We start from the raw sequence: 13,263 nt of genomic DNA, 5'->3' as shown, positions 1-13,263 counted from the left end.
AAGATCCGCTCGACTTGCATGTATTAGGCACGCCGCCAGCGTTCGTCCTGAGCCAGGATCAAACTCTCCAAATTGGTGTTTGAAATGCTCATTACATTTGTTATCGCTTTTCCGCTTATCCCGAAGGATTTGCGAGGCAGTTATTACTCGTTGTTCAGTTTTCAAAGAGCAATCTTTTTCTTTCGTGTCGACCGTGTGTCTCGTTGGCGACCTAGATAATATATCACGTTCGCCTATGGCATTGCAAGTGTTTTTTTCTTTTTTTTAACGTTTTTTTATTTGGGATACATTTAGTGCTTATTTTTCTGTGTTTAAACGTCTGTTTAACGAGCTGATTCTTACTGAACAACCTATTAATAAGATTCCTGCTTGATGCAAATCTATCCTCCTCCAATCTCAATATGAGAGATGAATTTCTCAGGCTGGATAAAGTAACTTCCCCCAAATAAGCTTTTGAATCATACATTTAATTGTATACAAAAAAACAAGCACATTAATGTGCCTTCTGAAAACATTCTTCAGGCAGCATCTTTGTGCTTGCTTCAAACATCGTCAATATGATTACCTAAATACTTCTTTAATATGAAGCTGCCGCTCACTGATTAGATTAACAATGACACCTTCAATGGAAACCCATGGCCTTGTTGGGTAGTTATGATCTGAGAATACAATTTCTCCAATTCTCTCATCATTGAGCCTTACAATAGTTCCATTATGGAACTGTGTTGCCTTCTCAACGAAGATGCGCACATAAGTGGGATCGAGCTTACCGAAAGCATCGCTTTGGATCTGCTCCAGCACCAAATATGGAGACACCGCTTTTCTATACGCTTTGTTTAAGGTCATGGCATGGAAAATATCTGCGATAGCCACAATCTTGGCATAGGGGTTTATTTTCGTTGCATCAATTCCAAGCGGGTATCCCGTGCCATCAACCTTTTCATGATGCTGCAGTGCGGCCATTTTAACACCTTCATTTAAAGCGGGAACATTTTTGAGCAGTTGATAGCCAAGTACGGTATGACGCATCATTTCTTCTTTTTCTTCTACAGACAATGAATTGGGCTTTGTAAGGATGGACTTGTCTATCTTTACGTTGCCGATATCATGAAGTAAACCGGCAAAAGCAATTTGCATCCAATCTTTCTGCGGGAAACCCGTCCATTGTGCAATTTGGTAAGAGGTTAAAGCGCAGGTAATGCTGTTATGAAGCAAATAATCTTTCTCCATAAATTGGCGCGGCGCAAAAGTGAGTAAATTATAACTTTTTATGTGCTCGAGCAATTTTTCCAACTGCTTGCGAATATCCATAACCGGCAGTGCTTGGCCAGCAACAAAAGAATTAAAAACTTGGCGCAGCACAATAACCATTTTGTCATACTCTTCATGAAGGGGAGATGCAACGATAGTCGGACTCGACTCTTGGCCGCCATCCTCAACAGTATCCTCACGTGTTTTGCTTACAGCTTGGTTTGATTCGATCTCCACACTTGTAATGAGGAATGCTTGCAGGAGTTCCATTTCTTTAGGCGTCACTACCTTACCCTTCTGAAACAGAACACCGCCAAGTGGAGTGAGGACATCTTCAATGATTTTATCGCCTAATTTAAGATGTAATAACGTTACCGCTGCCACGAGAGTCCTCTCCCCTGTATACGAATATACTTGCAATTTATTTTATTAACTAAAACACAAGCTGACCCGCAGGTTGGCGGTATCAGCTATGTTTATTCCTATTCGATTGGTGTCTCGCCGTTTTCTTCCTCTTCGCCCTCATCGAGCGCTTCACTCTCTTCGCTGCGCGCTACGCGCGTAACCGTTGCTACGGTATCGTCTTCGCGCGTGTTGATGAGCTTAACGCCTTGCGTGTTACGGCCCATCGTCGAGATTCCTTCCATGCTGGTGCGGATCATCGTTCCGGAAGCTGTCATGATCATAAGATCCTCATCATTTTCAACAACCTTAAGCGAAACGATCGGACCATTCTTATCCGTTACGTTGAGAGTTTTAATTCCCTTTCCGCCGCGGTTCTGAATGCGGTAATCCGCTACCGGTGTACGTTTGCCGTAGCCTTTGGAGGTAACGATCAAGATGTCCTTATCCGGTACGATAACATCCATATCAATAACTGTGTCGCTATCGTCAAGCTGGATGCCTTTCACGCCTGTGGCAGAGCGTCCCATAGACCGAACATCCTGTTCGGAGTATCGAATGGACATCCCCTCGGCAGTACCCATTATGATCTCCTGGTTGCCGTCAGTCAGCTTCACGCCAATTAGATCATCATCCTCGCGGAGCGAGATAGCAATGAGTCCAACTTTACGGATGTTGACATAATCATCAAGCGGAGTTTTCTTCACAACCCCTTGTCTTGTAGCAAAGAACAAGAAGTGCTCAGAATCAAATTCCTGAACCGGAATAACCGCATTAATGGTCTCACCTTGTTCAATCTGAATAAGGTTGATGATCGGCGTTCCGCGCGCAGTACGATTAAGATCAGGTATCTCGTAAGCTTTTAGCTTATATACCTTTCCTTTATTCGTGAAGAACAGAAGGTAGTGATGTGTATTGGAGACGAATAGATGCTCGACGAAATCATCATCCTTGGTTCCCATTCCAACAACGCCTTTACCGCCCCGTTTCTGGCTGCGATAAGTACCGACCGGCAAACGCTTGATATAGCCGGTATGCGTAATCGAGATAATAACATCCTCGCGTGGAATGAGATCCTCATCCATAATTTCCTCATCACTTGCCATTAATTCTGTGCGACGATCATCGCCGAAACGCTCTTTCAATTCGGCGAGCTCTGTGCTGATAATATCCAGTACAAGCTGCTCATCGGCAAGAATAGCTTTATATTCAGCAATTTTCCGCATAAGCTCCGCGTATTCCGCTTCAATTTTATCTCTTTCCAGTCCAGTCAGACGCTGCAAACGCATATCGAGAATCGCTTGAGCCTGCTCATGACTGAGTGAGAATCTTGTTATCAATCCTTCACGAGCTTGATCTGCCGTTTGAGATGCACGAATTAACGCGATTACCTCATCCAAGTGGTCAAGAGCAATGCGCAAGCCTTCCAAAATATGAGCACGTGCTTCTGCCTTCTTCAGTTCAAATTCGGTGCGGCGACGAATAACCTCGATTTGATGCTGCAAATAGTGATATAGCATATCGCGAATATTCAAAGTCTTAGGCTCGCCATTAACTAGCGCCAGCATGTTGATCCCGAAGTTGGATTGCAGCTGCGTATGCTTGTATAAGTTATTAAGCACAATGCTTGGATTCACATCGCGGCGAAGTTCAATGACAACTCGCATTCCGTTACGGTCAGATTCATCCCGCAAATCGGTAATGCCCTCGATTTTCTTCTCTCGCACAAGCTCTGCTATCTTCTCGACTAAACGTGCTTTGATGACTTGATACGGCAGCTCATGCACAATAATGCGCGCTTTGCCGTTATTCTCCTCAATGGTTGCACGCGCCCGCATCGTTACGGAGCCTCTGCCTGTCAAATAAGCTTGACGGATACCTTGGCGACCCATAACAAAAGCAGCCGTCGGGAAATCTGGCCCTTTTATATATTCCATTAATTCGACTGGCGTAATATCAGGGTTCACAATAAGCGCCTGCACCCCATCGATAACCTCGTTTAGGTTATGCGGAGGAATGTTCGTTGCCATACCGACTGCAATTCCCGTAACTCCATTGACTAGAAGGTTAGGATACCTTGCAGGCAATACAACCGGCTCCGATTCTTCACCGTCATAGTTGGGCGCGAAATCGATTGTTTCCTTGTTGATATCACGCAGCAGCTCCATTGCTATTTTAGAAAGACGAGCCTCCGTATAACGCATGGCTGCTGCAAAGTCGCCATCTATCGATCCAAAGTTTCCATGTCCATCAACGAGCATGTAGCGCATGGAGAAATCCTGTGCCATCCGAACCATCGATTCATACACGGCCGAATCACCGTGAGGATGGTACTTACCGATTACTTCTCCAACTATTCTCGCAGATTTCTTATGGGGCTTGTCCGGTGACATGCCTAGCTCAGACATCGCATACAAAATACGACGATGCACGGGCTTAAGCCCATCCCGAACATCGGGAAGAGCACGGCTTACAATGATACTCATTGCGTAATCCATAAAGGAATCACGCATCTCCGTACCAATATCCCGGTCTTTTATAGATATACGTTGTTCTTCCGCCATGATTTACCTCCCTGACGCCATCTATAGCTAATCTTAAATCAACATAACCTTATATTTCTTTCTCAAAAAGCGAGCATATAAACCTTTTTCGCTCGTGCTTTCGGAATTCCCGCAAATCTCTTGTCATTTTTCGTTAAAAATAGGTGAATTGCCGCTCTCCATACATAAAAAGCCGCCATAAAATAAACAGACCCAACTTTCATTATACCACTCAATTCCAAGTCTGTCTCCTTCATCATTTGATTTCCCATTGAAGATCAGAAACAGCGAGAGAGGAGAAAATTCGTTGAGCATTCAACGTGTGAAGAGTAAATGGGCTAAAACCAAAATCATGCTTAGATCCGATTATTTACGTCAGTTCATGCCCGTAACCAAACTGTTTGACCGTACTAATCTGCGAACGATGTTGAATGAGTACGGAATGGTTTACTTCAAGCCCATCAATGGCACCTTTGGCAAAGGTGTTACGCGAATAGAAAGGACAACGACACCATCTCTCGGCTACCGATATCAGTTGGATACCAAGATCATGTTCTTTTCCAGCTTCGATCAGCTGTATCATCGACTATTGAAGCAAAAGAGAGGCAGAAGCCACATTGTGCAAAAAGGAATCCATCTGCTGCGTCATCAAAAGCGCCGATTCGACATTCGGGTCATGGTGCAGAAGAACCCTCGCAATGAATGGGAAGCGACCGGCATTATCGGGCGGCTTGCCCATCCTGCAAAAATAGTAACAAACTATCATAGCGGCGGAACCCCCATGGCGATTGAACGGCTAATGAGCGATCACGCCAGCTCCTCAGAGCTTGCCGCCTTTAAAAACCGGTTAAGGAAGCTGAGTATTACAATAGCCAACAATCTCGAAGCTTCCTATCCTCATTTGAAGGAGATAGGCGTCGACATCGCCATTGATGCGAAGCTTCATCCTTGGATTCTGGAAGTAAATACGCTGCCGGATCCGTTTATTTTCCGGAAATTGCCCGATCAAAGCGTTTTCCACAAGATTTACCGTTATGCGGTAGCTTACGGTCGATTCAAAAAAAGAAGCAGACGTCCATAACGGGCGGCTGCTTCTTTTCCCTATGCTTGCCTAGACATCCAAGTTCGTTACGTATCTAGCGTATTTCTGAATGAAATCACGGCGCGGTTCAACATTGTCGCCCATAAGCGTGTCGAAAACGACATCCGCTTCGATCGCGTCCTCAATGGTTACCTGCAGCATCGTACGGCTCTCTGGGTCCATCGTTGTCTCCCATAGCTGCGTGGCGTTCATCTCGCCTAGTCCTTTATAACGCTGGACATTCACTTTAACGCCCTCACCAAACTCGGCAATAATCCGGTCACGTTCCTTCTCGGTCTGTGCATAGCGGATAACCTTGTTCCGTTCAACCTTGAATAGCGGCGGTTGAGCGATGTAAATATAACCGGCATCTATAATTTGACGCATGTACCGATAGAAGAACGTCAGCATTAGCGTACGAATGTGAGCGCCATCGACGTCGGCATCGGTCATGATAATGATTTTATGGTATCTAGCTTTGGCGAGATCAAAGTCATCGCTAATGCCGGTTCCAAGCGCAGTAATGATTGCTCGAATCTCTGCATTACCGAGAATTCGGTCAAGGCGCGCTTTCTCAACGTTCAGGATTTTACCCCGCAGCGGCAAAATAGCTTGGAAGTGACGGTCACGTCCTTGCTTTGCGGATCCGCCTGCAGAGTCACCTTCTACGATGTACAGTTCGCTAATCGAAGCATCCTTGGAGGAACAGTCGGCTAGCTTGCCGGGAAGCGATCCAACCTCAAGGGCGCTTTTGCGACGAGTCAGTTCGCGAGCTTTGCGCGCTGCTTCACGGGCACGTGCGGCTTGCAGCCCTTTTTCGATGATTTTGCGTGATACGGACGGATTCTCTTCGAGAAACTCCTGAAGCTTCTCAGCAAAAAACGACTCTACTATACCGCGAACCTCACTGTTGCCCAGCTTGGTTTTCGTCTGGCCCTCGAATTGCGGCTCAGGAATCTTAACGGAAATGATAGCCGTCAAGCCTTCGCGCACATCGTCTCCGGAGAAGTTCGAATCATTATCCTTAATCAGGTTGGTTTTGCGCGCATAGTCATTGATGATACGTGTCAGAGCGCTCTTAAACCCGGACTCATGCGTACCGCCTTCATGCGTATTGATGTTGTTGGCGAAGGAATGAATATTCTCCGTATAGCTGTCATTGTATTGCAAAGCGACCTCTACATGGATATGGTCCTTCGACCCTTCTACATAAATCGGCTGCTCATGAAGCGGCTCACGGGTACGGTTCAAATACTTTACGAACTCGATAAGACCGCCCTCGAACATAAACGTATTCGATACGCCCGTACGCTCATCGGACAATACAATTTCAATGCCTTTATTCAAAAACGCCAGCTCGCGGATCCGCGATTGCAGCGTTTCATAATCAAAAACGGTTGTTTCCGTAAAAATTTCGCTGTCCGGCGTAAACGTAGTCTGTGTGCCCGTTTCCGTCGTATCTCCGATAATTTTGATATCATATTGCGGAGCGCCTTTACGGTATTCTTGCTGATAGATATGTCCTTCACGTTTAACTTGAACAATGACGAGCTCGGACAGCGCGTTTACGACAGATATACCGACGCCATGCAAGCCGCCGGATACTTTATAGCCTTCACCGCCGAATTTACCTCCGGCATGCAAAACCGTCATTACGACCTCAAGAGTCGATTTCTTCAGTTTCGTATTTTCCCCCACAGGAATGCCGCGTCCATTATCGATAACAGTTATGCTGTTGTTCTCGTGAATGATTACTTCGATTCTTGAGCAATAACCAGCCAAAGCCTCGTCAATACTGTTATCGACAACCTCCCATACGAGATGATGAAGACCTTTGCCACTGGTGGAGCCAATATACATCCCCGGACGTTTGCGTACTGCCTCTAATCCTTCCAAGACCTGTATCTGACTCTCGTCATACGTATGCTGCTCCAAAGACATGCAACTTCACTGCTCCTCTCAACTGCTGTTCCTGATCGCCCTCGCTCTAGCCGTTCGCTGCAAAATGATGTGCCCTTTTCTTAAGCGTAGAGGATGAAATAGGCGAATAATATATTTTCTGCTTCGTTACAACGATCGATTTCGGCTCTTCCTCGCCTATCGTTTCAACGTCCTTGCGTTTTCGTGCTCCCGCAACAAATTGCTTGGAGAGTTTGGAGGATTGCTCGATAGAAATATCAAAGATGGCCACGAGCTCCGCAGCCCGAATTATTTTCTCGCCGCCCAAATGGATGTACATGTCCTCTTCCTCACCTCTCCTATTCGCACCTAACGCGTAACTTGGCCGTTTTTCACATGGTAGATGCCGGCATCCTGAAGCTTGCTCACATTCACGCTTTCAAGTCCGGTCGTTGTAATAAAGGTTTGTACTTTGCTTTGAAACGTCTCAATAAGCTGGGTCTGACGATTCTGATCGAGCTCAGACAACACATCGTCAAGCAGGAGAATCGGATACTCGCCGATTTCCTCGTTAATGAGCTCTATTTCTGCCAATTTTAAAGATAAGGCCGTCGTTCGCTGCTGCCCTTGAGAGCCGAATGTCTGCGCTTCTTTGCCGTTTATAAAAAACGCCAGATCATCGCGATGCGGTCCCACTAGCGTAACCCCTCTGCGAATCTCCTGATCTTTCACCTGTGTTAACTTTATCATAAATTGATCAAATAAAACAGTTTCATCTTGCTGGGCATCCGCATCAAAAGAAGGACGATACTCAATCGTGAGTTGTTCAGCCCCGTTCGTTATGCCTGCATGGATCTGTTCTGCAAACGTTTGTAATTTATGTATGAAGTGTTTCCTTTTTTTCATGATTTTAACACCATGCTCTGCCAGCTGCATGTTCCACACATCCAGCATCGTTTGGTTAGCCCCTCCAGGGTAGGCCGCTTTCAAAAAATTATTGCGCTGCTGAAGCACCTTCCCATACTGCTGGAGAGTATACAAATAGCCGGGCTGCACCTGACCGATTTCCATATCGAGAAACCGTCTTCGCACACCCGGCGTACCTTTTACAATTTCAAGATCCTCCGGCGCGAACATCACGACATTCACGGATCCGATGAAATCGCTAAGCTTACGTTGTTCTAGTCCGTTGATTTTGGCTTTCTTTCCTTGCGACGAATAGAGGAGATCCAGCTTAATCGATCCATATTTTTTATCAACCTCGCCGGAAATGCGCGCGGAATCCGCTTGCCAGCCGATAAGCTCTTTGTCCTTTGACGTGCGATGGGATTTCGTTAACGCGAGCACGAATATCGCTTCAAGCAGATTCGTTTTACCTTGCGCATTCGGGCCCAAAAACACATTAACCTTATTCGGCGTTTGCAGATCGATCTCGGTATAGTTGCGGTAGTTTTGCAGCTGTATGCTTGTTAAAAACACGTTTCGACCTCCAGGTCCCTTGGTGCGTTACGCTTTTCCAACCGTGAATGCGCCGCAGCCTTCAACCTCTACTTTATCCCCTACATATAGCTTCCTGCCTCGGCGATTGTCCGCTTCTCCGTTAATGATGACTTTATTCTCCTGCAGAAAAAACTTTGCGTGGCCGCCTGTCGAGATGCAATCGGACAGCTTCAGGAACTGTCCGAGCGTTATATATTCGGTCTTGATTTCAATTTCTTTCATCGGGTTTAATCATTCCTCTCTCTGCTTATGCCAGAATTTAGCCTGTTGTCCGGTAAGGCAGAATGACGTACATGCTGTATGCGTGATCCATTGGCCTGATAATAATAGGGCTCATAGCTCCCGTAAAGCCAAAAAACAGCTGCTCACTATCGATTACTTTTAGAACATCAAGCATATATTTCGAGTTAAATGCAATTCTAAGCGGTTCGCCGTTGAATTCCTTTGCTTCAAGCTGCTCGGTTACTCGTCCTAGCTCCGTAGAGCTTGATGAAATTTCAATCGTTCCGTCTTCCAGTGTCATAAGGCGAACGATATTCGTTTTTTCCTCACGCGACATCAGATACGCACGGTCAATGGCATCCATAACATTTTTTGTATCGAGAACAAGTTCTGTTTTGAAAGTCTGCGGAATAATCTTAGAAGTATCGGGATAGATGCCATCCAGGATACGGGTATAGAACAATACGTTGCCAAGCTTAAATAAAACTTGATTGTCTGCTACGACAATATCAACGAGTGCATTCTGCTCAGGCACGAGCTTGGAGAGCTCAATCAAGGTTTTGGCAGAAATAACGACATTGCTGAATTTGAACTGTGCTTCCGTATCAACCTGAGCGGTGCGGCTGGCAAGTCTATGACGGTCAGTGGCAATGAATTTAAGCTCGCCTTCTAAAAGGTTCCAAAGCACTCCTGTCAAAATAGGCGTTTGTTCGCTCGCCGAAGCTGCTAGCACGGTTTGACGAATCATCGCTTTCAATAGATCGCCTGGCATTTGCAAAACTTCGTTCTGCTCAATGGATGGAAGCACCGGGAATTCTTCGGGGTCCAGTCCAACCATTTGAATTTCAGTGGAGCCGGAACGAATCATCGTCTGATAAGTCGGGCTGACTTCGATCATTACCTGCTCGGAAGGAAGCTTTTTGACAATCTCCACAAAAAACTTTGCTGGAAGCACAACGCTGCCAGGCTTATCCACATGTGCAATAACGAATTGATCTCTTTCCACAGGGATGAAGCTTTGAATGGAAATATCGGTATCGCTTGCGGTAAGTGTTACGCCTAAATGAGTGACTTCGATTTTGATACCGCCAAGAATCGGTATAGCAGGGCGTGAAGAGGCAGCTTTGGCTACTTGCTGAATCGCATCGTTTAGTTCATTTTTTGAAATAGTTAATTTCATGGTTTCACTCCTAGCGTTCTTATAAATGGTTTCTCGTATGATTGCGCACGAAAACGGATTTTGGTTTCAGGAAAAGGCGATAGCCGTTTACGTTTTAAATATAAGGGGGGCTATGTCATTTTTTTACGTAGCACGCTGCTTATATTTTCACGCGAAAACGAGCATTTGCTGCCAAAGGATTGCAATTGCCGTTTACGCTTATTTGATGATGTTTTTTTAAAGATTTTTAGTAGTCGTAGTAGTAGGGGCACTGAATATGTGGATAACCCCGTGGAAGACCGATAAAGCAAGCCTATCCACATGTGCATAGCGTGTGCATAGGCTTGCTTAGTTGTTCACATATGATTTTTGATTTTTTCGGTCAGGTTTTGAACGATTTTGTATAGATCCTGGTCGATCTTCAATTGCTGCGTAATTTTCTCATGTGCATGGATAACCGTGGTATGATCTCGGCCCCCAAATGCCTCTCCGATCTTAGGAAGCGAGAAGTCGGTGAGCTCCCTGGACAGATACATGGCAATTTGCCTCGGATAGGCAACGGCCTTTGTCCGTTTCCGCGCTTTAAATTCCTCCAGCCGCAGACCGTAGAATTCGCCTACTTTTGTTTGGATATCATGCATCGTTATCATTCTTGGCCTGCTGGATGGAATGATGTCCTTGAGCGCTTCCGCCGCCAAATGCGACGTAATATCTGCATTTATAAGGGATGAATAAGCGACTACCCGTATGAGGGCACCCTCCAATTCACGAATATTCGTGTCGATTTGGTTAGCGATATAAATCATTGCTTCGTTTGGAATATCCAGGTTTTCCGCTCTAGCTTTTTTGCGAAGAATCGCGATCCGTGTCTCTAGGTCCGGAGGTTGAATGTCGGTAATAAGCCCCCACTCGAAGCGTGAGCGCAAGCGCTCCTCCAACGTCGGAATTTCCTTTGGCGGCCTATCGCTAGAGATAACAATTTGCTTCCGTTCTTCATGGAGCGCGTTAAACGTATGGAAAAACTCTTCCTGCGTCTGCTCTTTCCCTGCCAGAAACTGAATATCATCGATTAGCAGCACATCGATATTGCGGTATTTGGTGCGAAAGCTTTCGCCTCGGTTATCACGGATGGCGTTAATAAACTCGTTCGTAAATTTCTCGGACGAAATATATAGAACCTTCGTATTCGGGTTGTGATCCATAATATAATGGCCAATTGCATGCATTAAGTGGGTTTTCCCAAGCCCAACGCCCCCATATAGAAACAAGGGATTGTACGCTTTGGCGGGCGCTTCGGCCACGGCAAGCGAGGCTGCGTGCGCGAAACGGTTGTTGGCCCCAATAACAAATGTATCAAATGTATATTTGGGGTTAAGCATATGGGTAGGCGTTGCTTCTTCACTCATAACAGGCGAATGCACCGCTTTCGGCGGGAACATATATGCCGGCTCGGCGCCTTTCGGCTCCTCGATAGAGAAACGAACGTCCACTTGTCTGCCCAAAAACTCAAAAAGCGTTGTTCTGATTAGCTTCGTATAACGGCCTTCCAGCCATTCGGCCGCAAATGTTGTCGGCGCTGTTACTTCAAGCATGGAATCATCGACAAAAGAAGCCTTCGTCGCTTTGAACCAGGTGTCAAAGCTCGGTTTGCTTAATTTAGTCTGAATGATCGACAACACTTGCTGCCATAAATCATAGGTATGGCTGTCCACAGACTGTCACTCCTTATCCAAATCGCCACGAGTGGCGCAGTTGCAAGAAAAAATGTCGAAATTCAGGGTATTATAACGAAACCATCCACATTGTACCGTTTATTAAGTGGATGAGTTATAAATAGGGGATGAGTTTGTTCACAATGTTATCCACAGGCTGTTGATAAAACTGAGGCTGTATTGATCTAATCCACAATGAAAACATAATTATCATAGCAAAAGATCCCTTATATTTCAACGAAATCACATATTTTATCCACATTCTCAACTGCTTGTGCATAAAAGTTATCTACACCACTACATATTGTTTATATCTTGTTAAGATTTCGACAAAGTTCGTTGTGGGCAGCTGTGGATTGTGCACATGTTATTAGTTTTTGATGAACAGGGTCTTTTCATGCGTTATCCACAGCGACGTATGCCTTTATTTTTATCCACCATTTCATGCGGGTGCCGATCATTGACTTTTGACCGCTAACATGGTTTAATAAAAAAAGCGTTTTTTTAAATATAAGGCGATATAAGTAGTACACTTATTGTCATGCTTATATTTCACCGCGAAACGATGCTGCTCCGTCGACTTAGACGGCAAGAGCCGTTTACGCTTGATTGGAAACACGCAGTATAGGAGGTGCAGAACGATGAGACCTACATTTAGACCTAATGTAAGCAAACGCGCGAAAGTGCATGGATTCCGCAAACGGATGAGCACGAAGAACGGACGTAAAGTTTTGGCAGCGCGTCGTCAAAGAGGAAGAAAAGTACTGAGCGCATAAGCAGAAGACCACGTCCGGTGGTCTTTTTTTTTTGCTTATGAGGATGAGGAGCGGGGAGCAGGCTGCTTATGCTGCTCACTTGCTGGCGATACTTAGAAGATCAATGAGGGAACGGTGACCAACAGTCGTGCATAGAAAATTGCGTCTTCGCAACCGTGAAGACTTCAGCCGGATTTATCGAGGCGGCAAATCGTTTGCGAATGGGCAGTTTGTCGTCTATTGGTCCAAGCAGCCTTCGGCGGATCCTTTTCGCCTTGGCGTGTCCGCGAGTAAAAAGATAGGCAATGCGGTCGTTCGCAATCGGATGCGCCGAATGATCAAAGAGATCGTTCGCCATCAAGCGAATCGGATATTACCCAGGACCGACTTCATTCTAATAGTAAGAAAGCCGGCTACGGAAATGAAGATGAAGGAAATGGAGAAAAGCGTGCTGCATGTATTAAAGAAAGCGGGCTTGCTTAAGGGCACTGCAAATACGAAGGAAAAGCGGGCAGATTAGCGTTTTTTTGCCGGCTTGCTTCGCGTGCTCGAAATTCGATTTTTTACGCGGATCAAGAAAGCGGATGCATGGCAGGTCTCGTTGTTTCTTTGTCCCATAAATTATGGTATAGTCTAGATTGAAAATGTAGTATTGTATGAGTTATACAATGCCTGTATTTTGTCTTGAATCACATGCTGCGCCGCAAGGGTACGGACATAGCCGTTAAAGCTTGAAATG

At 45.6% G+C, this 13,263-nt stretch carries 11 protein-coding genes and 1 rRNA gene; 3 read left to right on the top strand and 9 right to left on the bottom strand.

All coding sequences use genetic code 11. The annotated features are described in order from the left end of the window. The 3 genes from FHS16_RS14615 to gyrA all read right to left on the bottom strand — a co-directional run. Positions 1-74, bottom strand: a 16S ribosomal RNA gene (locus FHS16_RS14615); the annotation flags it as partial. A gap of 487 nt (positions 75-561) precedes the next feature. After that, the gene (locus tag FHS16_RS14610; RefSeq protein WP_183563473.1) at positions 562-1,635 is read right to left on the bottom strand and encodes an HD-GYP domain-containing protein; all 1,074 of its coding nucleotides are present in this window, start codon (positions 1,633-1,635) and stop codon (positions 562-564) included. A gap of 98 nt (positions 1,636-1,733) precedes the next feature. Next, the gene (gene gyrA / locus FHS16_RS14605) at positions 1,734-4,217 is read right to left on the bottom strand and encodes a DNA gyrase subunit A (RefSeq protein ID WP_183563470.1); all 2,484 of its coding nucleotides are present in this window, start codon (positions 4,215-4,217) and stop codon (positions 1,734-1,736) included. Between the two features lie 286 nt (positions 4,218-4,503). Here gyrA and FHS16_RS14600 point away from each other — a divergent pair, with 286 nt between their 5' ends. After that, complete coding sequence (locus tag FHS16_RS14600; protein ID WP_183563467.1) at positions 4,504-5,277, top strand: YheC/YheD family protein; 774 nt, start codon at positions 4,504-4,506, stop codon at positions 5,275-5,277. Between the two features lie 30 nt (positions 5,278-5,307). Here FHS16_RS14600 and gyrB read toward each other — a convergent pair whose 3' ends face one another. The 6 genes from gyrB to dnaA all read right to left on the bottom strand — a co-directional run bounded on the left by gyrB (position 5,308) and on the right by dnaA (position 11,769). After that, the gene (gene gyrB, locus FHS16_RS14595) at positions 5,308-7,218 is read right to left on the bottom strand and encodes a DNA topoisomerase (ATP-hydrolyzing) subunit B (RefSeq protein ID WP_183563464.1); all 1,911 of its coding nucleotides are present in this window, start codon (positions 7,216-7,218) and stop codon (positions 5,308-5,310) included. A 46-nt stretch (positions 7,219-7,264) separates the two neighbouring features. Continuing rightward, entirely contained in the window at positions 7,265-7,516 is a 252-nt protein-coding gene (gene remB, locus FHS16_RS14590; RefSeq protein ID WP_012772007.1) for an extracellular matrix regulator RemB, read from the bottom strand. 29 nt (positions 7,517-7,545) lie between these two features. Next, positions 7,546-8,655, bottom strand: coding sequence for a DNA replication/repair protein RecF (recF, locus tag FHS16_RS14585; protein WP_183563460.1), 1,110 nt, complete (start codon positions 8,653-8,655; stop codon positions 7,546-7,548). A 27-nt stretch (positions 8,656-8,682) separates the two neighbouring features. Further along, positions 8,683-8,898 carry a S4 domain-containing protein YaaA gene (yaaA, locus tag FHS16_RS14580; RefSeq protein WP_183563457.1) on the bottom strand — a complete coding sequence of 72 codons (216 nt, stop codon included), beginning with the start codon at positions 8,896-8,898 and terminating at the stop codon, positions 8,683-8,685. Positions 8,899-8,935: 37 nt separating this feature from the next. Then, on the bottom strand, positions 8,936-10,078 hold the full coding sequence (gene dnaN, locus FHS16_RS14575; protein ID WP_183563454.1) for a DNA polymerase III subunit beta: 1,143 nt from the start codon (positions 10,076-10,078) through the stop codon (positions 8,936-8,938). Between the two features lie 335 nt (positions 10,079-10,413). After that, on the bottom strand, positions 10,414-11,769 hold the full coding sequence (dnaA, locus tag FHS16_RS14570; protein WP_183563451.1) for a chromosomal replication initiator protein DnaA: 1,356 nt from the start codon (positions 11,767-11,769) through the stop codon (positions 10,414-10,416). 641 nt (positions 11,770-12,410) lie between these two features. Between dnaA and rpmH the strand changes: the two genes are divergently transcribed. Beyond that, positions 12,411-12,545: a 50S ribosomal protein L34 gene (gene rpmH, locus FHS16_RS14565; RefSeq protein WP_054025773.1), complete on the top strand. Its 135-nt coding sequence runs from the start codon at positions 12,411-12,413 to the stop codon at positions 12,543-12,545. 127 nt (positions 12,546-12,672) lie between these two features. Further along, positions 12,673-13,044 (top strand): ribonuclease P protein component, encoded by a 372-nt coding sequence (gene rnpA, locus FHS16_RS14560; protein WP_183563448.1) that lies wholly within the window; start codon positions 12,673-12,675, stop codon positions 13,042-13,044. Positions 13,045-13,263 lie beyond the last annotated feature (219 nt).

Origin of the sequence: Paenibacillus endophyticus, from assembly GCF_014192395.1 — a bacterium.
Classification (GTDB): Bacteria; Bacillota; Bacilli; order Paenibacillales; family Paenibacillaceae; genus Pristimantibacillus; species Pristimantibacillus endophyticus.
This window is presented reverse-complemented; position numbering and strand designations above follow the sequence as displayed.